We start from the raw sequence: 25,525 nt of genomic DNA, 5'->3' as shown, positions 1-25,525 counted from the left end.
TTTTGGAACAAATGTTTATAGTTATGCTAAAAAATGTAGTCTACTTTCTTTTTACACTTACTGTAATTTTTTCGTGTAAAGCCCAAACCGAAATTATTTCTACTAAAAATAAAGATTTTAATAGTGAAAAGCCCAAGCTTGTTGTAGGTATTGTGGTAGACCAAATGCGTTATGATTATTTAACACGTTTTTACAATAAATATGGAGAAGGTGGTTTCAAGCGCATGATGAATGAAGGATTTAACTGCAAGAACAATCATTATAATTATGTGCCAACTTATACGGGACCAGGTCATGCTTCAGTTTACACGGGTACTACACCAAAGTATCATGGAATTATTGCAAATGATTGGTATGATAAAGAGGTTAAGAAAAAAGTGTACTGTGCCGGAGATGATAGTGTACTTGCTGTAGGGACCGAAACTGAAGATGGACAAATGTCTCCGCATAGAATGAAAGCTACCACTTTTTCAGATGAAAACCGCTTGTTTACACAAATGCGAGGTAAAACAATTGGTATTTCTATAAAAGATAGAGGTGCTATTTTACCAGCGGGTCATACAGCTAATGCGGCATATTGGTTTTACGGAAAAGATAAAGGAGATTTTATAACGAGTACTTTTTACATGACTGCTTTGCCAAATTGGGTAAATGAATTCAATAACTCAAAAGTTGCAGAATCATATTTGAAACCTTGGAATACGTTTTACGATATTTCAACATACTCCGAAAGTGGAAGCGATTTAAATAATTTTGAGAGTACATTTAATGGAAAAGAAACAGCCACATTTCCATACGATTTGGAAATTTTAAAAGATGAAAATGGAGGTTTCGATATTATAAAAACTACAGCATACGGAAATAGTATTGTAGCAGATTTTGCAATAGCAGCATTGTCAGGTGAGCAATTAGGGCAAGATGCCGATACCGATGTGCTTGCAGTAAGTTTTTCAAGTACCGATTATGTGGGACATAAATTCGGAGTTAATTCAAAAGAAATTGAAGACACTTATATTCGTTTAGATAAAGATTTAGAACGCTTATTTATAGCATTAGATGTAAAAGCAGGTAAAGGTAAATATGTGGTTTTTTTAACTGCAGATCATGCAGCTGTAGATGTTCCTGCATATTTAAGAAGTGTTAAAATTCCAGCTGGTTATGTAGATTCAAAATTGTTTAATGATAAATTAAATGCATTTATGATTGCTAAATTTGGAGTATCCGATTTGATTGAAAACATAAGTAATAATCAGATTTTTTTAAATCGAAATCAAATCAATAAACTCGATTTAGACTTAGACGATGTTCAAGAAGCTATTGTGAATGAAATAATTAATTACGAATATATCGATAAAGTATATACGGCCACTACTATGAATTCAACTTCATTTACCAGTGGTATTGAAGCGTTGTTGCAAAAAGGTCATAACCAAAAACGTTCTGGGGATGTTCTTTTTGTTTACGATCCAGCTTTTGTTTCATACAGCAAAACAGGCTCAACACATGGCTCGGGGTTCGATTACGATACACACGTGCCACTTTTGTTCTTAGGAAAAGGGATTAAACACGGCGAAACTTTACAAAAAACCGAGATAACCGATATTGCCCCAACCATGTCGGCACTTTTAGGTATCAGTTTTCCAAACGGTGCTATTGGGCAACCTTTAGAATTTGTTTTTGAATAGTTTGAATAAAAAAGCAAAATACACGTTACTTGCCGTAATACTTGTTTTGGGTGTTTATGGATACGAGCATTTTTTAAAAGAAGAAGATAAAGTAGAAATTGTAGTAGATGGAAGGGACGTTAAACAAAACACCAACGAATACTTTTTACCAACCAGCACTACAGGACAAATAGTGCACCACGAAGGGTATTCCCTTTCTTATAGCGAACCACATGAACAAGCGGAATGGGTAGCTTATGAATTAAATAAATCTCATTTATCCAATACTAATTTCAAGCGTCCATATTTCGAGGTAGATAAAGCAGTTAAAACTGGTGCTGCTAATTGGAGAAATTATAAAAACTCAGGTTACGATCGTGGACATTTATGTCCTGCAGCTGATAGAAGTTACAGTAAGTTTGCTTATGATAAAACTTTTTTAACGAGCAATATTAGTCCGCAAGAGCATAATTTTAATTCTGGAATTTGGAATACTTTAGAACAAAAAGTGAGGTATTGGGCAAGTAAGTATGATGGTGTTTTTGTGGTTACAGGAGGAGTTTTAAAAGGTAATATGAAAACTATTGGTGAGGAAAGAGTAGCTGTTCCCAATCAATTTTATAAAGTTTTGATTGACACAAATTCTGGTAAAGTAAAAATGATTGCATTCTTAATGCCACATGAAAATTCTGATAAACCACTTTATGAATTTGTAGTTTCGGTAGATTCTATTGAAAAACTAACGGGAATCGATTTTTTTCCGCAATTAGAAGATGCTTTAGAAAACAAGTTGGAAGCTTCAAGCAGTTACAAAGATTGGAGTTTTAATTAGTTTTGAGCTTCCTGTCTTGCATTTTGTTTAAGAATAATGGAAGTTCTGTCCAGAATAATACAACAGCTTTCTTGATGACTAGAATTAGTCTTTACTGCGTATGGAGGTGTGCAGTTTAATTTGTTCATGGTATTGCTAACTTCTCCAAAGGAAGGGGTTAAGGTTGCTTTTGTTAAAATGTATATGCCGATGCAAAAAAGAAGTGTCAATACGAAGACTTTCATTTATTAGTTTTGTTTAGAAAGATTTGATTCATGTGCGTGTTTTGGGGAGGATTTCTAAAATAAAAATGTTAAAAAACCGCTTCTGTTTTTTTTTTTTTTTTTGTTGTGTGAAAATTATCTGAATTTATTAAACATTCCTTTCCAACGCAAATTCCTTATAAATTTACCTTCTTCTTCAGAAACTAAATAGTCAATTTTATGCTTTTTAGCTCTAAAATACCCCGCTAAATAATCTTTAAACAACCTAAAACTTCCTTTTTTATAAGCTAATTTTAATGCAGAAATAAGAGTGATTATAAAACCATAGCGCATTTTGTACATGGCTTCTCCTTGTAAATATTTAGAGGCTTTATTGTAGCTAATGCCTGTGGGTTTTAAATGTTTTACATGCAGTGATTCATCGGTTAATAGTTCCCATCCATAAAATTTAGCAAGAAGTTCATCAACAGTATCCCAACCCATTGATGGTTTTAATTTACCAATTTGTAAAAAGCATTCCTTTTTGTAAGCTTTTAAAGCACCTCGAACGTGGTCTTTACGTGTTAGGTTTTCCAAAATCCAATCGCCATTTTTTTCAATATAACAAAAACCAGCTGCCATCCCTAGTTTTTCATTGGCACTAAAATGTATAGATAGTTGTTCTAAATAAGTATTCGGGAAAATTAAATCGGCATCAAATTTACATAGCACATTATAATCTTCATCAAGAATTTCATAGCCTTTATAAAAAGCATTAATAATTTTTGAACCAGGTAAATGCTCATTTGAAGATTTTGAATTTACTAACTGAATCCAAGTGTATTTTGAGGTGTAACTTTCAATAATATCTTGTGTGTCATCGGTAGAATTGTCGTTAACAACCACAACACGTTTTGGTTGAAGCGTTTGGTTAACTAAAGAATCTAAAGTTAAACCAATAGAACTAGCTTCGTTATGTGCGGGAATGATGATGTAGAAGTTCATTCTGTGAATTTAATACTTATGGATGAAATTTTGTATTAAGTGTAATTTTGATTTTGGTACAAAAAAACAATTCCTCACCCCATTATCCGTTTCCCTTTTTATGCTCGAAACTTTTTCTAAGCCGTTAGCTGTGTGATTGAAAAAATCAAAATCTAATTCATTAAAAAAATCATCCAATTCATTTTCTATAGTATTAAATAATGTTTCGCATATTACAATAGGCTCGAACGCTTTGATAACCTCTATTCCAGAGTTTAAAATATCAATTTCAGTACCCTCAGTATCAATTTTAATTAAATCAATTTTATTAATTTTCTCTGTTTCTACAAACTTTGCTAATGTTGTTGCTTTTACAGTGTTTTTTATAAAATTTCTAGAAGTTGTTTTAGTGCCAGCATTACCTTCTCCAGCTAAATTATATTTTAACTTTTTATATTTTAAACTTTCAACTTCATAAAAATCAATAAGTCCAGTTGTATCGCTTAATGCTAAATCAATAGGTATTATGTTTTCTTCTAGATTATTTAAAATGATATTCTTTTGTAAATAATGTTTAGGTCCAATAGCTGGCTCAAAGGCATAAGCTTTTATTTTTTGGTTTGATTTACAGGCAATTAGTGAGTAGTAGCCAATATTGGAGCCAATATCTAAAAAAGTATCTATGCTTTTATTTTTAGAAAGGTTTTCGAAAATTTCTGAGTATTCAAAATTTTTGTAACCATTCCAGTAAAGTAATTGTGTAAGATAACTGGTTTGATTTGTAGCGAGCTTTATTTTTCCTGAATCAGTTTTTATATCAATTATTCCAGAAGGAGGGATTTTAATTTTGTTGAATAAAATATTTTTTAGAATATAATTTAAGTTTCGTAGAAGATAGTTTATATGCTGTTGATAAATTATTTTATAAATGTATTGTACTATTGTCATAATTTCAATTGAAAATAAATCTCAAATATGTAGTGATTTAAATCTTAATAAATGTTGAAAAGAATAAGTGAGATTTAAAAAAGCAACTCTAATATTTATAAGCAAAAGCATTAATATGCATACCTGCACCCACACTTGCAAACACAATAATATCTCCCTTTGTAAGATTGTGGTTTTCTAGTTTATTGTTTCTAACTAAATCTAGAAGCGTTGGTACGGTTGCAACAGAACTATTACCTAGAGTCTGGATACTCATGGGCATGATATCTTCAGGAATTTCCGTTCTGTAAAGTCGGTATAAACGTTTTAAAATAGCCTCATCCATCTTCTCATTGGCTTGATGGATAAAAATCTTTTTTATGTCTTTAATGTGAACACCACTATTATCTATACATGTTTTTATGGCTTGAGGAACATGAACTAGGGCGAATTCGTAAATTTTACGACCGTCCATTTTTATGTAGCGTGTGTCTTTAGAAAGGTTTTGATTGTTGGAGTTTCCAAAGTATAAATAATAAGCTTCCTCGTAAGTGAAACTAGCTGTTTCGTGCGCTAAAATACCACCTTCTTCTTCGGTTGCTTCAATGATGGTGGCGCCGGCACCATCAGAAAAAATCATAGCATCTCTATCATGTTTATCTACAACTCTTGAAAGGGTTTCCGTGCCGATTACCAAACAGCGTTTAGCCATACCCGATTGAATAAATGCTTTTGCTTGAATAACGCCCTCAATCCAGCCAGGACAACCAAAAAGAATGTCATAAGCGACACATTTGGGGTTTTTAATACGCAAACTATGCTTTATTCTTACGGCTAAACTGGGTAGCATATCACTTTGAATGGTGTTATGTTTAACATCGCCAAAATTATGCGCTACAATAATATAATCGATGGTTTCTGGGTCTATTTCAGCATCAGTAATAGCTCTTTCGGCTGCAAAAAAACCTAAATCGGAAGAGTTTAAATGTTCTTTGGCATATCGCCTTTCTGCAATACCAGTAATGGCTTGAAATTTTTCAATAATAACGTCGTTAGGGTAGTTAATTATTGAGCCATCGTTGTTTAAAAATGTATGTTTGTGAAAAGCGTCGTTTTTTTCAATGGTGTCTGGTATGTAGCTACCGGTACCTGTAATTTTAATGTTCATAAAAAGAAAATTTGCCTTTTTTAGTTTACCCGTACAAGGTACAAGGTTTTAATAAAAGGCAAATTCTTTTTTATTGTAATTTACGATGTTCAACGATGTATTTTAGGCATCGGCATACGCTTCAATAGGAGCGCAAGAACATATTAAATTTCTATCGCCATAGGCATCATCAACACGTCTTACACTTGGCCAGAATTTGTTGTCTCTAACATAGTCTAGAGGAAACGCAGCTTCTTCACGTGAATATGGAAAATACCATTCATTAGACGTTACCATTTCTAAAGTATGTGGTGCGTTTTTTAAAACATTATTGTCATCGTCTTTAGAAGCTTGGTCGATTTCTTTTTTGATGGAGATCATGGCATCACAAAAACGGTCAATTTCCGCTTTACTTTCGCTTTCAGTTGGTTCAATCATCAGCGTTCCTGCAACCGGAAACGATACCGTTGGCGCATGAAATCCGTAGTCCATTAAACGCTTTGCAATATCTGTAACTTCAATACCATTGGCTTTAAAAGGTCGACAATCTACAATCATCTCGTGTGCTGCACGTCCGCGCTCGCCAGAATAAAGTGTATCAAAACTGCCTTGCAAACGGTGCTTGATATAATTAGCATTTAAAATGGCAATTTTGGTAGATTCTGTCAAACCTTCAGCGCCTAGCATTTTAATATAGCCATAAGAAATTAAGCAAGCCAGCGCAGAACCATAAGGCGCTGCTGAAATAGCTGTAATGGCTTTTTCTCCACCCACTTTTTTAACAGGGTTTCCTGGTAGGAACGGTACTAATTGTTTAGCAACACAAATAGGACCAACACCAGGGCCACCACCACCATGAGGGATAGCAAAAGTTTTATGTAAATTTAAATGACAGACATCGGCACCAATATTTCCAGGATTTGTTAATCCTACTTGGGCATTCATATTAGCGCCATCCATATATACCTGACCGCCATTATCGTGGATAATTTTGGTGATTTCTTTAATAGCCGATTCGTACACTCCATGTGTAGAAGGGTAGGTAACCATTAAACACGATAAATTATCTTTGTGAAAAATGGCTTTTTCACGTAAATCGTCAACATCGATATTGCCTTCTGCTGTCGATTTGGTTACAATCACTTTCATTCCTGCCATTACTGCTGTTGCAGGATTGGTTCCGTGTGCAGATGAAGGGATTAAGCAAATGTTTCTATGTGCTTGGTTAAGTGATTCATGGTAGGCTTTAATAACCATTAAACCTGCATACTCACCTTGTGCACCAGAATTTGGTTGTAATGAAGTGGCTGCAAAACCAGTAATTTCGGTTAATTGATTTTCTAATTCTTTTAAAACGGTTAAATAGCCTTGCGCTTGTTTATTAGGTACAAACGGGTGAATATTTGCCCATTTAAAAATACTTAATGGTAACATTTCTGAAGCAGCATTAAGTTTCATGGTACAAGAACCCAAAGAAATCATAGAGTGATTTAATGCTAAATCCTTGCGCTCTAATGATTTTATATAACGCATTAATTCTGTTTCAGAATGATATTTGTTAAATACATCAAGAGTTAAGAAATTAGATTGTCGTTTTAGTTCTTTTGAAATATTATTTCCTTCAGAAATTGAAGAAACAACGATAGTTTCTTTTTCGGCGGCTTCAGCAAAAACTGAAATTAAATAATTAACATCTCTAACACAAGTGGTTTCATTTATAGAAATAGTAACAGTTTCCTTATCAGGATAGTATAAGTTTACTTTTTTCTCCTTGGCAATTTTTTTTAATTTTTTAGAATCGGTTTTTATTTGAAGTGTATCAAAAAAAACAGTATTTATTTGATTGTATCCTAATGTTTTTAAAACCTCCGCCAGTGTTGATGCTGTATTGTGTACTTTGTTGGCTATGAATTTCAGACCTTTAGGGCCATGATACACCGCATACATACTTGCCATAACTGCTAATAAAACTTGAGCAGTACAGATGTTTGACGTTGCTTTATCGCGTTTAATATGTTGTTCGCGCGTTTGTAATGCCATACGTAAAGCTCTATTGCCATCAGTATCTTTGGTAACACCAATAATTCGTCCTGGAATATCACGTTTATAAGCCTCTTTTGTTGCAAAATAGGCAGCATGAGGACCTCCATACCCCATAGGGATTCCAAAACGTTGCGTTGTGCCAACCACTACATCAGCTCCAAATTTCCCCGGAGACTCTAGCTTAACTAAACTTAAAATATCGGCAGCTACTGCTACTTTAATTTGAGCATTGTTGGCATTGCTTATGAATGTTTTGATGTTGGTTACTTGACCATCCTTTCCTGGATATTGTAAAATAGCACCAAAAAATTCAGAAGAAAAATTAAAAGATTCTTCGTTGCCAACAACTAATTCAATGCCAATAGGTGTTGCTCTAGTTTGAAGTAATGATAGTGTTTGTGGCAGTATGTTTTCAGAAACAAAAAACTTGTTAACGTTGTTTTTCTTTTGATCGCGTTCGCGAACTGCAAATAACAAACTCATGGCTTCTGCTGCAGCAGTACTTTCATCAAGAAGTGAAGCATTGGCAATTTCCATTCCTGTAAGGTCCATTACCATGGTTTGGTAATTTAAAAGCGCTTCCAAACGTCCTTGAGCAATTTCTGCTTGATAAGGCGTGTAGGCGGTGTACCAACCTGGGTTTTCAAGAATATTTCTTTGAATAACCGCAGGCATTACAGTAGGGTGATACCCTAAACCTATATATGTTTTATAAGCTTTGTTAAGTTTAGATAATTCATGGATATGAAGTAAATATTCATATTCTGTCATTGGTTCATCTAAATTTAAGCCGTTTTTTAAACGGATATCGTCTGGAATGGTTTCGTAAATTAATTGGTCTAAAGAATCTACACCAATGGTTTTCAACATAAGTTTTTGGTCGTCTTCTCTAGGGCCGATATGACGCAATGCAAAAGCGTTTGTGTTCATTAATTATGATTGTTTATATAATTCGCAAAAATACGTAATAATACATGTGTTTTATTGCATTAAATGGAAAGTTTTTAACCATTTGAAAGTGTTGTTAACAGTTTGTTTATTTTTGCTGTATGAAAGTATTAAAACAACTTTTCAGTTTTTACATAAACAGTAGTATTCATGTGGCTTTATCGGTGCTTTCGTTAACATGTATAACACTTTTGGAATATGGTATACCGTATGACGAATCTCTGTTGTTTTTTGTGTTTTTTGCTTCTATTTCGGGCTATAATTTTGTTAAGTATTTTGGAATAGCAAAATTTCATCACAGAAGCTTAGCAAATTGGCTAAAAACCATTCAAATATTTTCATTTTTATGCTTCATTTTTATGTGTCATTATGCATTGCATTTACCAATGAATACCATGGTTTTTATTGTAGGTTTGGGGTTGGTGACTTTTTTTTATGCCATACCGTTTTTGCCGAAACATTTGTTTTTGGACAGTAAAAATAATTTAAGAAATGTTGGAGGGGTAAAGGTTTACCTTATTGCATTGGTTTGGGCAGGTGTTACGGTTTTTATTCCAATAATAAATAACGGGTACGCAGTAAATGCGGGTGTTGTAATTACAGGAATTCAGCGGTTTGTTTTTATTGTAGTTTTAATGTTGCCATTTGAAATTCGAGATTTAATGTATGATAGTTTGAAATTGGCTACCATACCACAAAAAATAGGGGTAAAGCAAACTAAAATAATAGGAGTGGTATTGTTAGTGTTTTTTTTCTTTTTGGAGTTTTTTAAATTTGAAGTTACTACAGGAAATTTGTTGGTTGCAGCATTAATAAGTGTTGTAACAAGTTTATTTGTGATGTGTTCTGTAAAGGAACAGGGGAAGTATTACAGTTCGTTTTGGGTGGAAGGCTTACCTATTTTATGGTTGTTATTACAACTTTGGTTTAGTTAATAGGAGTTTCTTTAATGGCCTTGTCCAATTCTTTTTTCATCTTTTCTTTACATTTTTTGTCTAGACACTTCACATCTGCTTTTTTAATGGTATTGGTAAGTTTCGCATTGTTTTTTGTGTATTTTCTGCAAGCCCTACAATAAATTAAATGAAGATTTAATTTTATTTTTTCCCATAAAGAAGCATTTTTATACTGAGATTTATCGCAAACATGATTTGCTTCATTACATTTCAACATCAGTTTAATTTTATCACTCATTATTAAAACCAATTTTCTTTTAAACATTCAGCCATAGCGGTTCGGGCTCTATGTATAATCACCCAAAGATTAGACGCTGTAATATTCAGTTCATTACAAATAACTTCGGTTTCGTAACCTTCAATGGTTTTCATCCTAAAAACTTCAGCTTGTTTTTCTGGTAATTTTCTTAAACAGTTAAAAATGGCATCACCAAGTTCTTCGTTTTGCATGGTGTCTTCCGCTGTTTTATCAAACGGGTCTGCTACACGTTCTTCCAACCAATCACCTTCAGATTCGCTATCATCATTATAAGTAATACGCACTTCAGCTTTTCCTTTATTTGAATTTATTTTACGGTAATGGTCAATAATTTTCCGTTTCAAAATGGAGATTAGCCATGTACGTTCACTAGCTTCTCCTTTAAAGTTTTTCATCGATTTTAATGCCGCCAAAAAAGTGTCCTGCACCAAATCTTGCGCAATGTCCCTATCGCTCACACGCGTAACGGTGTAGTTAAATAGGTAATCGGAATATAAATCGATCCATTTATTTGGATTAATTTCATGGTTAGACATGGTAGAGCAATTTTTTCTTTTTTTCAAAAATAGGGGAAAAAAATGAATAAATTTGATTCTTAGTCAATTCATCCTAATAAGTAAAAATCCGATTCTGTTTTATATTGTTTTTTGGGCGTTACCACAAGGGTCGCACTTTTCGTTGCAAGTCCTCGTTCGTACCTTACTGTGGGCTTTTCACTGCAATCGCTAACGCAAAACCCTAACTTCAAATATAATTGGCAACTATAAGATTTGCTTATTGCAACAATCCTTTTTCAACTTCAACCGAAGAACCATCAACAAAGCAAGTTGAAACATGTTTTAAGTTTTTAAAAGTTTTTGGTAACAGATTAAGTAGTTCTTTGTCGAAATTTGAAGTTTCTAAATTATAAAGTTCCCAAGGCTTATGGAATATTTTATACTGTAAAGTATCGTTCTTTTTATTTTTTATGAATGCGATATACCTATCAACAACAAAGTGTTCTAAAGTGTTTTTTCGTAACTCATTAGTTGCTAAACTGCCTTTAGCCGTTGTTTTTGCGTCATTGTAATTGTACTCCAAAGAAATAGTATTGTCTTTTGTGAATTTATTGTAAGTAATGTTTTTGTTAAAGTACGGTTCGTTATATACTAAGTTCGCTACTAAAGTAATGAGTGGTTTTGGAGCAAATTCTTTTATAAAAACAACGCCTTTTGTACCGTTAATTTTAGATTTCACATAAAACCTAAAATTTATTTGTCCAAAATTTTGATGAAATGGCACTCTAAAACCGAAAAACTTAACTTTTGAAAATGTAAAAGCAACCATACTTAATAAGACTTTATTATTGTATAAATCTATTTCGGTATCCTGTGGTAAATAAGATTCTAAAATGTGTTTGTCTATTTCAAAAGTAGTCATGATTAAATCCCTCCAATCACCTGTCATAAATACATTAGTTGGTTTCATGATTATATTGTTTAAATAATAAATAAGTAATGTTTAAATGAAGAAAGGCTAATAGTATAGAGGTGATTAAAACCGTTATGTAAATAATACCATTAAAATATAATTTGTTATTAAAAGAGATTAGTGTAAGAATTATAACTAATGAAGTAAAAAAGGAATATATTATAAATTGAGTTTTACCACTTTTGTCTAAATTGTTGTAGTTAGCCGCAATAATTAAGTACATCATTAATTGTATTGTGCCTAAAACAATTAAGAACATTAAACCAAATATGGTATGATGAAAAGAAAAGCATTTATTATTACAATCCATTTGTTAGTTATATACAGATATTTCATTTTTATTAATTTTAAAAGTTTCAGAAATTACTGAAAGTATAATTTAAATTTTTTAAGTGAATAATTTTAACAATGATTTTGTAATCCAGTTTTGTTGTTGGTTTACAAGTTTGTTTATCATAGCATCTGCGGTTTCAGTTAAATCGTGTAGCGCTTTTGTTTGTTTTATTAATTCTTTTGTTTTTTCGGTGCCATCATCTTCAATAGAAGACACATCGTTTAATACTTTTATTACGGGTTTAATTTCTCTTCGGCTACGTTCCTTGGCAACAATTCTGGCTAATTCTTGTACATCTTTTTCAGTAGTAAAATATTCTTTGCGTTCACCGGGAATAAGTTCTTTGGTTACAATGCCCCAATCCATTAGCTGTCGTAAGTTCATACTAGTATTTCCACGGGAAATTTGAAGCTCCTCCATAATTTCTTCCATCGACAACGGTTTAGTTGAGATAAATAAAAGCGCTTGAATTTGAGCCATGGCTTTGTTAATACCCCAAAGTGTACCTAAACTTCCCCAAGTACTTATAAACTTTATTTTTGCTTCTTCGTAATTCATAGTACAAATATATAATAATTTTTAAACTTTCAATAATTATTGAAAGTTTATTTTATTCGCTATTTTAATTATCTTTAGAATATGGATAAAGAATATAACAGACGAGATGTTTTAAAGCTATCTAGCCTTGCTGGATTAGGGTTAGTTTTAACACCATTATTATCATCATTTAATTTTAAAGACAAAATGTTACTAAGAAAGATTCCTTCGTCTAATCAGTTATTGCAGGTAATTGGTTTAGGTACATGGCAAACTTTTGATGTAGGTAATTCGGAACCTAAAAGGGAAAATGCTCTCAAAGGTTTTGTTGGAAATGAACAAATTAGGAGGGCAGGTTATTGATACTTCACCAATGTATGGGAGTTCTGAACGTGTTGTTGGTGATTTGACCCATAATCAAGATTTTGAAGACAACTTTTTTTATGCAACTAAGGTTTGGACAAGTGGAAAAGAAGCTGGAATTAACCAAATGGAAACCTCATTTAAGTTAATGCGAAGAGAGAAAATGGATTTAATGCAAATTCATAATTTAGTTGACTATAAAACACATGTTAAAACGCTTAGAGATTGGAAGGAAATAGGTAAAATTAAATATTGGGGTATTACGCATTATACTGATTCATCTCATGCTGAACTTGAAAAAGTAATTCAAAGTGAAAAACCAGACTTTGTACAATTTAATTACTCCATATTATCTCGTAATGCAGAAAAGTCATTGTTTGAAGTGATTAGAAAAAATGAAACAGCAGTTTTAATTAATAGGCCTTTTGAAAGTGGTAATTTATTTAGAAGTGTAAAAGGAAAACCATTACCCGAATGGGCAAAAGATTATGATATAAACAGTTGGGGACACTATTTTTTAAAGTTCATATTGTCCAATGAATTGGTTACTTGTGTCATTCCAGGCACATCGAAACCTCACCATATGATTGATAATATGATGGCTGGTTATGGAAAAATGCCTGATACTAAAACAAGAGAGATCATGTATAATTACATTAAAAACCTATAAACAACGAGAGTTTATTTCCTCAATAACCCCGCACGTCTCAATAAAGCTTCAGGTTGAGGTTCTTTTCCTCTAAAGCGCTTATAAAGCACCATAGGGTCTTCCGTTCCACCCAGTGAAAGCACGTTGTTTTTAAATTTAGTAGCGGTTTCTTTATTGAAAATACCTGTTTCTTTAAAGTATTCAAAAGCATCGGCATCTAAAACTTCGGCCCATTTATAACTGTAATAACCAGAAGAATAGCCGCCTTGAAAGATGTGCGAAAACGAGGTGCTCATACAATTTTCTGCAACTTCAGGATATAATGTGGTGTTTTTAAATGCTTCAACTTCGTGCGCTTTTACATTTTTAATTGTCTCTGGCGACTCGCCAGCGTGCCAACTCATATCTAACAAACCAAAACTGATTTGACGCAACGTTTGCATCCCTTGATGAAATGTAGCTGATTCTTTAATTTTTTCAACCAAATCCATTGGGATTACTTCACCTGTTTGGTAATGTTTGGCGAATAACTCCAAAGCTTCTTTTTCGTAACACCAGTTTTCCATAACCTGACTTGGCAATTCCACAAAATCCCAAAACACGGAAGTTCCCGATAAACTAGGGTAGGTGGTGTTGGCTAACATGCCGTGTAAAGCATGCCCAAACTCGTGGAATAAAGTTGTTACTTCATTAAAAGTTAAAAGGGATGGTTTGCTTTTTGTTGGTTTTGTAAAGTTGCAAACTATAGATATATGCGGTCTGTCGTTTACGCCATTTTTCATAGATTGCGGTTTGTATGATGTCATCCACGCACCATTGCGTTTCCCTGATCTTGGGAAGAAATCGGCATAAAAACTAGAGATGAAATCGCCATCGCTATTTGTTACTTTGTAAGTTAAAACATCTTCGTGGTATTTGTCAATATCATTTATTTCTTCAAAGTTTAAATCGAATAATTTATTCGCAATGGTAAAAGCACCATCTATGACGTTTTCTAATTTGAAATAAGGTTTCAACAACTCATCATCAAGATTGAATAATTTTTGCTTTAATTTTTCAGAATAATAAGAACCATCCCATTTTTCAAGTTGTTCGATACCATCTAATTCTTTTGCAAAATTTTGAAGGTTTTTAAATTCGCCGTCGGCAGCAGGTTTTGCTTTTTCAAGTAATTCATTTAAAAAGCTTTCCACTTTATCTGGCGTTTTAGCCATACGTTCTTCTAAAACAAAATGTGCATGGGTTTTGTAGCCTAATAAATTGGAGCGTTCAAACCTTAATTTTGCTATTTTTAGAACAATATCTTGGTTGTCTAAAGCATCATTATTAAACCCTTTACTTCCTGCCGCAAGTGTTATTTTTTTTCGAAGTTCTCTGTTGTCTGCATAAGTAACAAACGGAATATAGCTCGGGTAATCTAAAGTGAATAACCAACCTTCTTGGTCTTTAGATTCTGCTAATTGTTTTGCGGCTTCCATAGCACCTTCTGGTAAACCTGATAATTCAGCTTCATCCGTAATTAGCATTTCGAACTTGTTGGTTTCTGCTAATATGTTTTCCCCAAATTTTAGTTTTAGCTTGCTTAATTCTTTATCTATTTCGCGAAGTTTTTCTTTTTTATCATCAGGTAAATTGGCACCGTTTCTTGAAAAACTTTTGTATTTTTTGTCAAGAAGTGTTTTTTGCTCTGTTGTTAAATTTAAACTGCTTTTAGAATTGTAAACTGCTTTTATACGTTTGAAAAGGGATTCGTTTAATGTTATATCATTGCTGAATTCTGATAATAATGGTGATACTTCCTGTGCTATTTTTTGAATGGTATCATTGGTTTCGGCAGAATTCAAATTAAAAAAGATACTAGAAACTCTATCTAACTGCTCACCTGAAAATTCTAAAGCTTCAATGGTGTTTTTAAACGTAGGTTCCTCTGTATTATTAACAATAGTGTCAATTTCTGCTTTAGCTTCTTCAATACATTGTTTAAATGCAGGAAGAAAATGTTCATTTTTAATTTTTGAAAAAGGAGCAGAGTTATAAGGAGTTTTGAATGGTTTTATTAAGATATTTGATGTCATTTTATAGTAGATGTTTTAAAAATAAATTTTTATTATGCATACATAATAAAAATTTTTATATTTTTGTCGCAGAATTTGAAGAGTGACTAACTCATAAAATTATTCTTAATAGCTAGAAAACCTCGAGATTCCCCTCGAGGTTTTTTTTTATTTTAAATCTTTGGCTGATTCGTGAACTTTTTGTTTTAAAGATTCTTTATAGTCGATAATTTTTTCAAGTACAGAAGGATTGTTAGAGCCAATAATTTGAGCTGCCAATATACCAGCGTTTTTTGCGCCGTTTAAGGCTACAGTTGCTACTGGTACACCTCCAGGCATTTGTAGAATGGATAAAACCGAATCCCAACCATCAATAGAATTGCTGCTTTTTACAGGTACTCCAATTACTGGAAGTGGTGATAATGAAGCGATCATACCTGGTAAATGTGCTGCACCACCAGCACCAGCAATAATAACCGCAAAACCTTTGGTATGTGCGTGTTTACCATAATCGAATAGTTTTTCTGGGGTACGGTGTGCCGAAACAATATCAACTTCAACCTCAATATTAAAATCTCTTAAAATATCAATAGCGTCTTGCATTACTGGCAAATCGCTTTTGCTTCCCATAATAACTCCTACTTTATTCATAATTATTCACTTATAACTTTAATCGTTTTTTTAACTTCTTCAGCAACGCGTCGTGCTTCATTTAAATCTTCATTTACAATGGTTACGTGTCCCATTTTTCTAAATGGTCTAGTTTGCTTTTTACCGTAAATGTGAGGTGTTACACCATCAAGTTTCATGATGTCTTTAATGTTTTCATAAATAACATTTCCAGAAAAACCTTCAGCACCTACTAAATTTACCATGACGCCACCCACTTTACTATCGGTCCTTCCTAAAGGTAAATTTAATATGGCTCTTAAATGTTGTTCAAATTGGGATGTGTAGCTCGCTTCAATTGTTTGATGTCCAGAATTATGTGGTCTTGGAGCTACTTCATTTATTAAAATATCATCGTTTTCAGTTTGAAACATTTCAACAGCCAATAAACCAACATGGTTATATGCTTCTGATGTTTTTAAGGCAACGTCTGTTGCTTTTTTAGCAACAGCATCTGGAATTCTAGCTGGACAAATAACATATTCCACTTGGTTGGCTTCAGGGTGAAATTCCATTTCTACAACAGGAAATGTTTTAGTTTCGCCCGATGCATTTCGAGCTACAATAACCGCTAATTCATTTTTAAATGGCACTAAATTTTCTGCAATACATTCTCCTTTTGGTAAATCTTCCAAATCTGAAAGTTTTCTAACCACTTTTACGCCATTTCCATCGTAACCAAACTGTGTTGCTTTCCAAACAAAAGGGAATTCCAAACCACCATTATTTATGGCGTCTTCAATTTCAGAAAGGTATGCAAACCGAGAAAATGGGGCTGTTGGTAAATTATGGTCAACATAAAACAACTTTTGTGTCGCTTTATTTTGAATGGTTCGTAATGTTTTAGATGATGGATATACCTTTTTTCCCTCTTTTTCAAGTGCTTCTAAAGCATCTACATTCACATTTTCAATTTCAAAGGTAAGTACGTCAACTTGTTTTCCGAAATTATAAACAGCATCGTAATCCATCAAATCACCTAAATGAAATTCATTACTGGCAATTTTACAAGGAGCTTCTTTACTGGCATCTAACACACAGGTGTAAATATCAAATTTTCGGGTGTCATTAAGTAACATTTTACCTAATTGGCCACCACCAAGAATACCGAGTTTAAAATTTGAAGAAAAGTAGTTCATGCGTTTGTTTCTATTGTTTTTAAAAGGTCACATGTGTTCGCCACAAAATTATTCCATGTTGAAATAATTTTGTTATCGTAGCTCGGTTCATGTGTTTTTATTCAGAAAATCGATTAATGTTAGGCAAAAATACACTTAAATCTTAAATTAGTCTCGAATTCGTAAATCAAAAATCGTAAATCGGCAATCTATTGATTATCTTTGCCCCTTTCAAAAATAACGAATTGTGATAAAGCTAAACGACAGATATTTTAAACCATTTATTTCGGCTAAAGAAATAGATGCGGCTATGCAGCGTATGGCTAACGACATAGCAAACGATATTGGAGACGAAATTCCGGTGTTTGTTGGGATTTTAAATGGCTCGTTTATGGTAGTGAGCGATTTTGTAAAAAAGTATCCAAAACCATGCGAGGTAACATTTATTAAATTGGCATCTTATGAAGGTGTAAAATCTTCCGAAGACATTCAACGTTTAATTGGTTTGACCCAAGATTTAACAGGACGTACGGTAGTTATTTTAGAAGATATTATTGACACAGGAAAAACCTTGGCGGAAGTGCACCGCATTTTTAAAAATGAAGAAGTGAAATCATTAAAAATTGCGACACTGTTTTACAAACCCGAAGCTTATAAAAAAGATTATAAACTACATTATATAGGTATAGAAATTCCGAACAAATTTATAGTAGGCTATGGCTTAGACTATAATGGTTTAGGACGGAACATACCAGAAGTCTATCAAATAAAAGAAACACAATTCATGACAAATTTAGTACTATTTGGACCTCCAGGAGCAGGGAAAGGCACGCAAGCCGAATTTTTAAAAACAAAATATAATTTGGTACACATCTCTACAGGCGATGTATTTCGATTTAATATTAAAAACGAAACTGCATTGGGAATGTTGGCTAAATCGTACATGGATAAAGGCGCATTGGTTCCTGATCAGGTAACTATTGATATGTTAAATGCTGAAGTTGAAAAAAATGCTTCAGCAAATGGTTTTATTTTTGATGGATTTCCGCGTACTAATGCACAAGCTGAAGCTTTAGATAAGCTGCTAGAAAGTAAAGATTCTTCAATTAATGCGATGGTTGCATTGGAAGTTGATGACGAGATTTTAGTTGAGCGTCTAATTGGAAGAGGAAAAACCAGTGGACGAGCCGATGATGCAGATGAATCTATCATTCGCAATAGAATTAAAGAGTATTATGATAAAACAGCTATTTTAAAAGATTACTATTCGGCTCAAAATAAATATTTCGGAGTTGATGGCGTAGGTAGTATTGAAGATATTACAGTGCGTTTAAGTAGCGTGATAGATAGTCTTTAGTTGATGCGTTTATTCGTTTATCTGTTTAGAAACTATTTCTAGATGTTAACGATACAACTAAACATCTTAACAAAAAATAAATAAACAAAAAAATGACAGAAGGCAACTTCGTTGATTACGTAAAAATGTTTGTTAGCTCTGGTAACGGAGGTAAAGGGTCGTCGCATTTGCATCGTGAAAAATTTATTGAAAAAGGAGGTCCCGATGGGGGCGATGGTGGTCGCGGTGGCCATGTTATTCTTCGAGGAAATTCAAATCTCTGGACATTACTTCACTTAAAATTCAAAAAGCATATTCGTGCTGGTCATGGTGAGAGTGGGGGTAAAAGTAGAAGTTTTGGTGCCGATGGTGTCGATGAGTATGTAGATGTGCCTTTAGGAACAGTAGTTCGCGATACCGAAACAAACGATATTATTTTTGAAATCACTGAAGATGGTGAAGAAAAAATTATAGCCGAAGGTGGTAAAGGAGGTTTAGGTAACTGGCATTTTAGAACAGCTACCAATCAAACACCTCGTTATTCACAACCAGGTATTCCACTAGAAGAAAAAAATATTACTTTAGAGTTAAAAGTACTTGCAGATGTGGGACTTGTAGGGTTTCCCAATGCAGGAAAATCGACCCTCTTATCTGTGGTAACTTCTGCAAAACCAAAAATAGCCGATTACGAGTTTACAACACTTAAACCTAATTTAGGGATTGTGAAATATCGTGATTTTCAAACCTTTGTGATGGCTGATATTCCTGGAATTATTGAAGGCGCTGCCGAAGGACGTGGACTCGGACATTACTTTTTGCGTCACATAGAGCGTAATTCTATTCTGTTATTTTTGATTCCTGCCGACGCACCCGATATTAGAAAGCAATACGATATTTTGTTAGACGAGCTTCGTCGTTACAACCCGGAAATGCTGGATAAAGACCGTATTATTGCCATTTCAAAATGCGATATGTTGGACGATGAGTTAAAAGCTGAATTAAAAGAGCTGCTAGATAACGAGCTGCCAATTCCATATTTGTTTATTTCATCGGTAGCTCAACAAGGCATCACAGAGTTAAAAGATAAACTTTGGAAAATGCTTAATAATTAATTTTTAATATCTAAATGTTTTAAATTGCTGGAGCTAATTGATAGCAAATGGTGCACTTAATTTAAACGTAGGAATAGTTACTTTAAAGTTTTTTGTGGTGGTGAAGTTTACCATGCTATAATGCCCTTGCATAGCGCCAAATGGCGAGGTTAATAAACAGCCAGAGGTATAGGTGTGCGATTCACCCGGTTTTAAAACGGGTTTTTTGCCTATTACACCTTCCCCGGAAACGGTTTCAACATTGTTTAAGGCGTCTAGAATTTCCCAGTGGCGCGCATTAAGTTGTACGGAATCTTTACTTTGGTTTTCAATAGTTACGGTATAACCAAAGGCGTACTGTATTTTATAGTTTTTATAAAATGAGCCTTCGTAGGTGGTTTCCACCGAAATTTTTATGCCTCTTGTAACTTGTTGAACCATGTTAAGTATGGATGTTCGCTGTGTTTATGCCGCTAAAATACTAAATTTTAAGGGGTAATTGGCAAATTTTAACGTGTTTGATTGAAATATTAGTTAAACGGTATGTTTAATTCGAGATATTAACCGAGCTGCCTTCACCTATACCTATAATTTTATCGTAACGTGCGCCTAAATCTCTATAATATACAATCACTTTATAGTTGTTCTCGGTTTGATAAAAGTTGCCACTTATAGCGCCTTCATCTAAACGCCCATTTTTATTTACTACCACATACTTGTAATTGTAAAAACCTTGTTTTAGTAGTATAGAGTTTCTAAATAATTGGGTTTGTTCGTCGTATATTAATTTGGTGCTCTCATCAATAACATAATTGTTGAAGTTTCCGTATACATATATGTTCTTGTTTTTAAGTGTTTCGGTTGGTACTAACGAAAAATGCATCCAGACATAATCAGCTTCAATACTAGGGTTTTCGGCATCTAACACGGTTATTACATAATTACCGTTAATATCGGGGTTGTAGGTGTAGGGTTTACTGGCGCGTTCTACATTTGTGAATAAATAGTTGTGATAGAGGTCTTGCAAATCGATGGCCCTAATTCCCGTATTGGCAGCACGCACATCTTTGTTTTCAAAAAATAAATATTCGTTGCCGCCTAAAAAACTGGTTTCGGTATCATATTTATAAATAAGTTGATTGCCAAGGGTGTATTGTGGTTTTAGGTTTGAAATAGCGGTGTTTAAATTGTTGTTTTGTACAATAAGTGCTTTTACGGTTTGGGTTGGGTTGTTTAATGGGGTGTTGTTGGAAGTAACAACAATTTCAATACGTTGTTTTTCTTCTATAAATTGAACATCGCGTGAGCGTTTTATGGCAACCCCAACAGCAGCTTGGTCTTCATAAATCATAAATTTTCTTGAAAATACAATTTCATCGTCGTTGTTAAAAACGCTCAAAAGGTAATTTCCTGAAACTTTTAAGCGACGGGTTTGCTCGTTTGGAATGGTAAGCTGGTAATGCGAATATATTTGATAAGTGTTGAATGAGTTTTCATAATTACGGATGCGTTGATTATCGAAACCATCCATAAATTCAGATTTCATTAAAACCGAAGGTGTCCAATCGTAGTTGTAATGGTCGATTTTATAGTAGTAATCAGCTTCATTTCCGTTAAGCGCGTCAAATTCTAAAATAACATATTCACCTAGTTTTAAAATAGGTAATTGTGTTTCGGGTGTATTACCTTTAAAATTAATGGTTTTTATATAACTTGGAGGGTTAATTTCCTTAATTTGACAAAAGGACGCTATGGAAATTAGAAATAAAAGAAGGAAAGGTTTATACTTTAATAAAGGCATTTTAGCAGTTGTTTTTTTGTAAATATAAACAAATTTTATGCCTAACTAATATATTATATTTGTTGCAAAAAAAATCTAAGTATTTATTGTGTAAACTGTGTTTTTAATTTGTATTTTTGCCCCGATTTTTAGACAAATAATTTCAATATAAAAAAATATGTCAAACGACATTCGCATTAAAAAAGGTCTAGACATTAAACTTAAAGGTGAAGCTGAAAAAACCTTGGAAAAGGCAGTTTTAAGCAACTTTTATACTTTAAGGCCTGAAGATTTCCATGGCGTTATCCCTAAACTAATTTCTAAAGTTGGAGCTAAAGTAAAAGCAGGAGAACCTGTTTTTTTTGATAAATCTAACGAAAACATCAAGTTTGTTTCTCCAGTTTCTGGTGAGATTTTAGATATTGCACGTGGTGAAAAGCGCAAAATCCTATCCATTAAGTTACAAGCAGACAAAGAGCAAGCATACCAAGATTACGGTGTGTTTAATGTAGATGCAGCTAAACCAAACCAGGTGAAAGCACATTTATTGGCTTCTGGTTGCTGGCCTTTTGTAAAGCAACGGCCGTACGATGTGATTGCAAACCCAGATAAATCGCCAAAAGCAATTTTTATTTCCGGTTATGCAAGTGCGCCTTTAGCAGCCGATTTGGATTTTACACTAAAAGGAAAAGAAGCTGAATTGCAAGCGGCGGTAATAGCACTTGGTAAACTTACTGAAGGCAAAGTACATGTGTCGGTTGGAGCAAATTCAAACTCGCCATTAGCAGGTTTGTCTGGTATTAATCTTCATAAAGTATCTGGTCCCCATCCATCAGGAAATGTTGGGACTTTAATAAATAAAATTGACCCAGTAAATAAAGGCGAAGTTGTGTGGACGATTGCTGCACAAGATTTAGTTATTATAGGCGAATTGCTATTAACAGGTAAGTTTAATGCAGAGCGTATCGTGGCATTGGCAGGTTCTTCAATACAGAAACCAAGATATTTTACAACTAAAATAGGTAGTGAAGTAGCAACTATGATTTATGATAAAGGCATTGCCCAAAAAGCACGTGTACGTGTTATTTCTGGAAATGTTTTAAGTGGCAAGCATATTAAGCCAGATGGTTATTTAGATTATTACAGTAATGTAATTACAGTGATTCCGGAGGGTGATGATTATGAACTTTTTGGTTGGAATAAACCTGTATTTAATAAAGTTTCTACAACTAGAGCGTTTACGTTTTCTTGGTTAAAACCAAATAAAGAGTACGATTTAAATACCAATACAAATGGTGAGCACCGTGCTTTTGTTGTTACTGGTGGTTACGAAGAAGTATTTCCTTTAGATATTTATCCAATGCAAATTTTAAAAGCTTGTATGTATAAAGATTTAGATGAAATGGAATCTTTAGGGATGTACGAAGTAGCACCCGAAGATTTTGCTTTAACTGAATTTGTATGTGTATCTAAACAACCACATCAAGAAATTATTAGAAAAGGATTAGATGTAATGCTTAAAGAAATAGGGTAATGAATTTAAAGACACGATTACATATTTTAAAAAGAAAGTATAGAGGGTCTAAAATGGCTCCGGCGTTCAATGCGCTTCATACTTTTTTATACTTACCAAATGAGACCACACATAATGGAACTCATATAAAAGCAGCCGACGATTTAAAACGTACCATGAATACCGTAATCATGGCTATGGTACCATGTTTGATTTTTGGAATGTTTAATGCAGGTTACCAACATAATTTAGCTGTAGGTGACATTCAAACAGTAGCTGGAAGTTTCTTTAGTGCCGAGTTTTGGACTTTAGATAACTTCTTAATTGGCTTCTGGAAAATAATTCCATTGGTTATAGTTTCTTACGGTGTTGGTTTAGGGATTGAATTCTTATTCGCCATCATTAAAAAGCATGAAGTAGAAGAAGGGTATCTTGTAACCGGTATGCTAGTGCCACTTATTGTGCCTGTAGATATTCCACTTTGGATGCTGGCTGTAGCTGTTGCCTTTGGCGTAGTAATAGGAAAAGAGGTGTTTGGAGGAACAGGAATGAACATTCTAAACCCAGCACTTACCATTAGAGCTTTTTTATTCTTCGCATATCCAACTTGGATGTCTGGAGATAAAGTTTGGGTTGAAGGTGCAGTAGAAAGAACCAACGAAATTGCAGCAGGTGCAAACTTAGATGCTATTTCTGGTGAAACCGTTTTAGGTAGTTTGGCTCAAGGGAAAGAGGCTGCTTTTTCTACTTGGGATATGTTTATGGGGTTCATTCCAGGTTCAGTGGGTGAAACGTCTACACTTTTAATCATCCTAGGGGGTCTGTTCTTAATATTTGCAAAAATAGGAAGTTGGAGAATTATGTTATCGTCAGCATTAGGAGCTATCGTAATGGGAATTATATTCAACCAAATTGTAGATACAGGTATTATTACAGAAAGCAGTAAGTTTTACGCATTGATGAGTACACCATTTTGGGAACATTTAATACTTGGTGGATTTGCTTTTGGTACCGTATTTATGGCTACCGATCCTGTTACAGCATCACAAACCAATAAAGGAAAATGGATTTACGGGTTTTTAATAGGTTTCATATCTATTTTAATTCGTGTATTCAACCCTGCATATCCAGAAGGTGTTATGTTAGCTATCTTATTAATGAATGTTTTTGCACCAACAATCGATCATTATGTGGTGCAAGGCAACGTGAAGAAAAGAATGAAACGTTTAAAAGTAAAAACGGCTTAACAATGGAAAATAGAACAGATAAAAATTCATATACCATTCTATTTGCTATAGCAATGGTACTCATTGTAGGGGCTTTATTAGCATTTACAGCTTCTTCATTGAAACCGCAAATTTCAGAAAACCAACGTATAGAAAAACAACAAAATATTCTATATGCTATGGGAGTGAATGACAATACAGAAGGAAGTGCTGTATTTGTGTCAACCCAAGATGCTGCGGAATTGTTCAATAAATACATTAAAAAACAACTGGTTATTGATGGGGAGAATGTAACCGAAGATGATGAGGCTTATTTAATTGATGTTAAAAAAGAACAAGCGAAGGCTAAAACTGGAGGCGTTAGAAGATTGCCTTTATTTGTTGGTGAAAAAGACGGAAAAACGTTTTATGTAACACCCATATATGGTAAAGGACTTTGGGATGCCATTTGGGGTTATGTGTCTTTAGATGAGAATATGGTAGTTCAAGGTGCTTATTTTGACCACAAAGGGGAAACTCCAGGTTTAGGGGCAAACATTAAAGAACGTTTCTTTATGGACGACTTTATTGGTGAACACCTGTTAACCGAAGCTGGCGATTTTGCGGGTGTTACCGTAGCAAAAGGTAATGCCGACCCAAAAAACGAGAATAAAGCAGATAATGAGGTAGATGCTATTGCAGGAGCAACCATTACAGGTGATGGCGTAACTGCTATGATTAAAAGCGATTTAAAGCTTTACAAACCTTATTTTGATAATTTAAAAAACAATTAATCTTATGGGACTTTTATCAAAAAAAGACACGAAGTTAATTACTGATCCGTTAGCAGATAACAACCCAATTACTATACAAGTATTAGGTATTTGTTCCGCTTTGGCAATTACAGCACAATTAAAAGCATCAATTGTAATGGCGGTATCGGTAATGGCGGTATTGGGAATAGGAAATGTGGTTATTTCATTAATGAGAAATATCATCCCATCTAAAATTAGGATTATTGTTCAATTAGTGGTGGTTGCTGCTTTAGTAATTATTGTAGATCAAGTACTAAAAGCTTACTCTTACGAATTAAGTAAAACCTTATCGGTATTCGTAGGATTGATTATTACAAACTGTATCATCATGGGGCGTTTTGAAGCGTTCGCTTTGGCGAACGGACCTTGGCGCTCTTTTTTAGATGGAATTGGTAATGCGGCTGGATATGGTTTAATTCTTATAATAGTTGGTTTCTTTAGAGAGTTATTAGGTTCTGGTACTTTATTAGGATTTAAAGTTTTAGGAGACCCAATCGAGAAAACAGGGTTATACGCTATTGGTTACGAAAATAACGGGTTTATGTTATTATCGCCAATGGCATTAATAGTGGTTGGAATCATTATTTGGGTACAACGTTCAAGAAACAATGCATTAATAGAAGACTAATCAGTACACAGTTTACAGTCT

General features: G+C 33.7%; 25 protein-coding genes. 11 read left to right on the top strand and 14 right to left on the bottom strand.

What is annotated here, in order from left to right; all coding sequences use genetic code 11:
• Positions 1 to 23 precede the first annotated feature (23 nt).
• Positions 24 to 1,685: an alkaline phosphatase PafA gene (gene pafA, locus VP395_RS04755; RefSeq protein WP_346240590.1), complete on the top strand. Its 1,662-nt coding sequence runs from the start codon at positions 24 to 26 to the stop codon at positions 1,683 to 1,685.
• Between the two features lies 1 nt (position 1,686).
• Positions 1,687 to 2,496, top strand: a complete 810-nt coding sequence (locus VP395_RS04750) for a DNA/RNA non-specific endonuclease (RefSeq protein WP_346240589.1) — start codon at positions 1,687 to 1,689, stop codon at positions 2,494 to 2,496.
• Here the strand turns inward: VP395_RS04750 and VP395_RS04745 are convergent.
• From VP395_RS04745 to gcvP, 5 genes are all read right to left on the bottom strand, one after another.
• A complete protein-coding gene (locus VP395_RS04745; RefSeq protein WP_346240588.1) occupies positions 2,493 to 2,720 on the bottom strand; it encodes a hypothetical protein in 228 nt (75 codons plus the stop codon). The genes VP395_RS04750 and VP395_RS04745 overlap by 4 nt on opposite strands.
• A gap of 114 nt (positions 2,721 to 2,834) precedes the next feature.
• Positions 2,835 to 3,683 carry a glycosyltransferase family 2 protein gene (locus VP395_RS04740; RefSeq protein ID WP_346240587.1) on the bottom strand — a complete coding sequence of 283 codons (849 nt, stop codon included), beginning with the start codon at positions 3,681 to 3,683 and terminating at the stop codon, positions 2,835 to 2,837.
• 9 nt (positions 3,684 to 3,692) lie between these two features.
• Entirely contained in the window at positions 3,693 to 4,610 is a 918-nt protein-coding gene (locus VP395_RS04735) for an FkbM family methyltransferase (RefSeq protein WP_346240586.1), read from the bottom strand.
• 88 nt (positions 4,611 to 4,698) lie between these two features.
• On the bottom strand, positions 4,699 to 5,757 hold the full coding sequence (locus tag VP395_RS04730) for a 3-oxoacyl-ACP synthase III family protein (RefSeq protein ID WP_346240585.1): 1,059 nt from the start codon (positions 5,755 to 5,757) through the stop codon (positions 4,699 to 4,701).
• A gap of 102 nt (positions 5,758 to 5,859) precedes the next feature.
• Positions 5,860 to 8,709 carry an aminomethyl-transferring glycine dehydrogenase gene (gene gcvP / locus VP395_RS04725; RefSeq protein WP_346240584.1) on the bottom strand — a complete coding sequence of 950 codons (2,850 nt, stop codon included), beginning with the start codon at positions 8,707 to 8,709 and terminating at the stop codon, positions 5,860 to 5,862.
• Positions 8,710 to 8,828: 119 nt separating this feature from the next.
• Here gcvP and VP395_RS04720 point away from each other — a divergent pair, with 119 nt between their 5' ends.
• Positions 8,829 to 9,662 (top strand): UbiA prenyltransferase family protein, encoded by an 834-nt coding sequence (locus tag VP395_RS04720; protein WP_346240583.1) that lies wholly within the window; start codon positions 8,829 to 8,831, stop codon positions 9,660 to 9,662.
• Here the strand turns inward: VP395_RS04720 and VP395_RS04715 are convergent.
• The 4 genes from VP395_RS04715 to VP395_RS04700 all read right to left on the bottom strand — a co-directional run bounded on the left by VP395_RS04715 (position 9,655) and on the right by VP395_RS04700 (position 12,304).
• Positions 9,655 to 9,921 carry an anti-sigma factor family protein gene (locus VP395_RS04715; protein WP_346240582.1) on the bottom strand — a complete coding sequence of 89 codons (267 nt, stop codon included), beginning with the start codon at positions 9,919 to 9,921 and terminating at the stop codon, positions 9,655 to 9,657. The two genes, VP395_RS04720 and VP395_RS04715, sit on opposite strands and share 8 nt — an antisense overlap.
• Before the next feature lie 2 nt (positions 9,922 to 9,923).
• A complete protein-coding gene (locus VP395_RS04710; RefSeq protein ID WP_346240581.1) occupies positions 9,924 to 10,478 on the bottom strand; it encodes a sigma-70 family RNA polymerase sigma factor in 555 nt (184 codons plus the stop codon).
• A 238-nt stretch (positions 10,479 to 10,716) separates the two neighbouring features.
• A complete protein-coding gene (locus tag VP395_RS04705) occupies positions 10,717 to 11,409 on the bottom strand; it encodes a YqjF family protein (RefSeq protein ID WP_346240580.1) in 693 nt (230 codons plus the stop codon).
• Between the two features lie 391 nt (positions 11,410 to 11,800).
• On the bottom strand, positions 11,801 to 12,304 hold the full coding sequence (locus VP395_RS04700; protein ID WP_346240579.1) for a GbsR/MarR family transcriptional regulator: 504 nt from the start codon (positions 12,302 to 12,304) through the stop codon (positions 11,801 to 11,803).
• 81 nt (positions 12,305 to 12,385) lie between these two features.
• Between VP395_RS04700 and VP395_RS04695 the strand changes: the two genes are divergently transcribed.
• Together VP395_RS04695 and VP395_RS04690 are read left to right on the top strand one after the other, a co-directional pair.
• Complete coding sequence (locus tag VP395_RS04695) at positions 12,386 to 12,646, top strand: twin-arginine translocation signal domain-containing protein (protein ID WP_346240578.1); 261 nt, start codon at positions 12,386 to 12,388, stop codon at positions 12,644 to 12,646.
• Positions 12,618 to 13,316, top strand: coding sequence for an aldo/keto reductase (locus VP395_RS04690; protein ID WP_346240577.1), 699 nt, complete (start codon positions 12,618 to 12,620; stop codon positions 13,314 to 13,316). Before VP395_RS04695 ends, VP395_RS04690 begins: the two co-directional genes overlap by 29 nt.
• An 11-nt stretch (positions 13,317 to 13,327) precedes the next feature.
• Here VP395_RS04690 and VP395_RS04685 read toward each other — a convergent pair whose 3' ends face one another.
• From VP395_RS04685 to VP395_RS04675, 3 genes are all read right to left on the bottom strand, one after another.
• On the bottom strand, positions 13,328 to 15,370 hold the full coding sequence (locus VP395_RS04685; RefSeq protein ID WP_346240576.1) for a M3 family metallopeptidase: 2,043 nt from the start codon (positions 15,368 to 15,370) through the stop codon (positions 13,328 to 13,330).
• A gap of 147 nt (positions 15,371 to 15,517) precedes the next feature.
• On the bottom strand, positions 15,518 to 16,000 hold the full coding sequence (purE, locus tag VP395_RS04680) for a 5-(carboxyamino)imidazole ribonucleotide mutase (RefSeq protein WP_346240575.1): 483 nt from the start codon (positions 15,998 to 16,000) through the stop codon (positions 15,518 to 15,520).
• 2 nt (positions 16,001 to 16,002) lie between these two features.
• On the bottom strand, positions 16,003 to 17,157 hold the full coding sequence (locus tag VP395_RS04675; RefSeq protein WP_346240574.1) for a 5-(carboxyamino)imidazole ribonucleotide synthase: 1,155 nt from the start codon (positions 17,155 to 17,157) through the stop codon (positions 16,003 to 16,005).
• 226 nt (positions 17,158 to 17,383) lie between these two features.
• Here VP395_RS04675 and VP395_RS04670 point away from each other — a divergent pair, with 226 nt between their 5' ends.
• Together VP395_RS04670 and obgE are read left to right on the top strand one after the other, a co-directional pair.
• Positions 17,384 to 18,493, top strand: a complete 1,110-nt coding sequence (locus VP395_RS04670) for an adenylate kinase (protein WP_346240573.1) — start codon at positions 17,384 to 17,386, stop codon at positions 18,491 to 18,493.
• Between the two features lie 92 nt (positions 18,494 to 18,585).
• The gene (obgE, locus tag VP395_RS04665; RefSeq protein WP_346240572.1) at positions 18,586 to 19,584 is read left to right on the top strand and encodes a GTPase ObgE; all 999 of its coding nucleotides are present in this window, start codon (positions 18,586 to 18,588) and stop codon (positions 19,582 to 19,584) included.
• A gap of 33 nt (positions 19,585 to 19,617) precedes the next feature.
• On the opposite strand, the gene apaG is transcribed toward obgE, so the two are convergent.
• Together apaG and VP395_RS04655 are read right to left on the bottom strand one after the other, a co-directional pair.
• Complete coding sequence (gene apaG / locus VP395_RS04660; protein WP_346240570.1) at positions 19,618 to 20,004, bottom strand: Co2+/Mg2+ efflux protein ApaG; 387 nt, start codon at positions 20,002 to 20,004, stop codon at positions 19,618 to 19,620.
• Between the two features lie 106 nt (positions 20,005 to 20,110).
• Entirely contained in the window at positions 20,111 to 21,364 is a 1,254-nt protein-coding gene (locus tag VP395_RS04655; RefSeq protein WP_346240569.1) for a type IX secretion system plug protein, read from the bottom strand.
• Between the two features lie 157 nt (positions 21,365 to 21,521).
• Here VP395_RS04655 and VP395_RS04650 point away from each other — a divergent pair, with 157 nt between their 5' ends.
• From VP395_RS04650 to VP395_RS04635, 4 genes are read left to right on the top strand one after another with little or no spacing between them, the layout of a single operon-like run.
• Positions 21,522 to 22,877 (top strand): Na(+)-translocating NADH-quinone reductase subunit A, encoded by a 1,356-nt coding sequence (locus VP395_RS04650; RefSeq protein ID WP_346240568.1) that lies wholly within the window; start codon positions 21,522 to 21,524, stop codon positions 22,875 to 22,877.
• Positions 22,877 to 24,103 (top strand): NADH:ubiquinone reductase (Na(+)-transporting) subunit B, encoded by a 1,227-nt coding sequence (locus tag VP395_RS04645; protein WP_346240567.1) that lies wholly within the window; start codon positions 22,877 to 22,879, stop codon positions 24,101 to 24,103. Before VP395_RS04650 ends, VP395_RS04645 begins: the two co-directional genes overlap by 1 nt.
• 2 nt (positions 24,104 to 24,105) lie before the next feature.
• The gene (locus VP395_RS04640) at positions 24,106 to 24,855 is read left to right on the top strand and encodes a Na(+)-translocating NADH-quinone reductase subunit C (protein ID WP_346240566.1); all 750 of its coding nucleotides are present in this window, start codon (positions 24,106 to 24,108) and stop codon (positions 24,853 to 24,855) included.
• Positions 24,856 to 24,859: 4 nt separating this feature from the next.
• Complete coding sequence (locus VP395_RS04635) at positions 24,860 to 25,504, top strand: NADH:ubiquinone reductase (Na(+)-transporting) subunit D (RefSeq protein WP_346240565.1); 645 nt, start codon at positions 24,860 to 24,862, stop codon at positions 25,502 to 25,504.
• The last annotated feature ends 21 nt before the right edge of the window (positions 25,505 to 25,525 follow it).

The sequence above is a fragment of the Mariniflexile soesokkakense genome (genome assembly GCF_039650365.1).
GTDB classification, from domain to species: domain Bacteria; phylum Bacteroidota; class Bacteroidia; order Flavobacteriales; family Flavobacteriaceae; genus Mariniflexile; species Mariniflexile soesokkakense.
Note: the sequence above shows the minus strand (reverse complement) of the source record. Positions and strands in the feature narration are given on the sequence as shown.

Excerpts from the sequence above, each read along its gene's own strand:
- VP395_RS04645 (WP_346240567.1), top strand. The coding sequence starts at position 22,877 with ATGAATTTAAAGACACGATTACATATTTTAAAAAGAAAGTATAGAGGG.
- apaG (WP_346240570.1), bottom strand. The coding sequence starts at position 20,004 with ATGGTTCAACAAGTTACAAGAGGCATAAAAATTTCGGTGGAAACCACC.
- VP395_RS04730 (WP_346240585.1), bottom strand. The coding sequence starts at position 5,757 with ATGAACATTAAAATTACAGGTACCGGTAGCTACATACCAGACACCATT.
- VP395_RS04650 (WP_346240568.1), top strand. The coding sequence starts at position 21,522 with ATGTCAAACGACATTCGCATTAAAAAAGGTCTAGACATTAAACTTAAA.
- VP395_RS04690 (WP_346240577.1), top strand. The coding sequence starts at position 12,618 with ATGAACAAATTAGGAGGGCAGGTTATTGATACTTCACCAATGTATGGG.
- VP395_RS04715 (WP_346240582.1), bottom strand. The coding sequence starts at position 9,921 with ATGAGTGATAAAATTAAACTGATGTTGAAATGTAATGAAGCAAATCAT.
- VP395_RS04700 (WP_346240579.1), bottom strand. The coding sequence starts at position 12,304 with ATGAATTACGAAGAAGCAAAAATAAAGTTTATAAGTACTTGGGGAAGT.
- pafA (WP_346240590.1), top strand. The coding sequence starts at position 24 with ATGCTAAAAAATGTAGTCTACTTTCTTTTTACACTTACTGTAATTTTT.
- VP395_RS04695 (WP_346240578.1), top strand. The coding sequence starts at position 12,386 with ATGGATAAAGAATATAACAGACGAGATGTTTTAAAGCTATCTAGCCTT.
- VP395_RS04685 (WP_346240576.1), bottom strand. The coding sequence starts at position 15,370 with ATGACATCAAATATCTTAATAAAACCATTCAAAACTCCTTATAACTCT.
- VP395_RS04635 (WP_346240565.1), top strand. The coding sequence starts at position 24,860 with ATGGGACTTTTATCAAAAAAAGACACGAAGTTAATTACTGATCCGTTA.
- VP395_RS04710 (WP_346240581.1), bottom strand. The coding sequence starts at position 10,478 with ATGTCTAACCATGAAATTAATCCAAATAAATGGATCGATTTATATTCC.
- VP395_RS04675 (WP_346240574.1), bottom strand. The coding sequence starts at position 17,157 with ATGAACTACTTTTCTTCAAATTTTAAACTCGGTATTCTTGGTGGTGGC.
- gcvP (WP_346240584.1), bottom strand. The coding sequence starts at position 8,709 with ATGAACACAAACGCTTTTGCATTGCGTCATATCGGCCCTAGAGAAGAC.
- VP395_RS04720 (WP_346240583.1), top strand. The coding sequence starts at position 8,829 with ATGAAAGTATTAAAACAACTTTTCAGTTTTTACATAAACAGTAGTATT.
- VP395_RS04740 (WP_346240587.1), bottom strand. The coding sequence starts at position 3,683 with ATGAACTTCTACATCATCATTCCCGCACATAACGAAGCTAGTTCTATT.
- VP395_RS04705 (WP_346240580.1), bottom strand. The coding sequence starts at position 11,409 with ATGAAACCAACTAATGTATTTATGACAGGTGATTGGAGGGATTTAATC.
- purE (WP_346240575.1), bottom strand. The coding sequence starts at position 16,000 with ATGAATAAAGTAGGAGTTATTATGGGAAGCAAAAGCGATTTGCCAGTA.
- VP395_RS04735 (WP_346240586.1), bottom strand. The coding sequence starts at position 4,610 with ATGACAATAGTACAATACATTTATAAAATAATTTATCAACAGCATATA.
- VP395_RS04640 (WP_346240566.1), top strand. The coding sequence starts at position 24,106 with ATGGAAAATAGAACAGATAAAAATTCATATACCATTCTATTTGCTATA.
- VP395_RS04745 (WP_346240588.1), bottom strand. The coding sequence starts at position 2,720 with ATGAAAGTCTTCGTATTGACACTTCTTTTTTGCATCGGCATATACATT.
- VP395_RS04655 (WP_346240569.1), bottom strand. The coding sequence starts at position 21,364 with ATGCCTTTATTAAAGTATAAACCTTTCCTTCTTTTATTTCTAATTTCC.
- obgE (WP_346240572.1), top strand. The coding sequence starts at position 18,586 with ATGACAGAAGGCAACTTCGTTGATTACGTAAAAATGTTTGTTAGCTCT.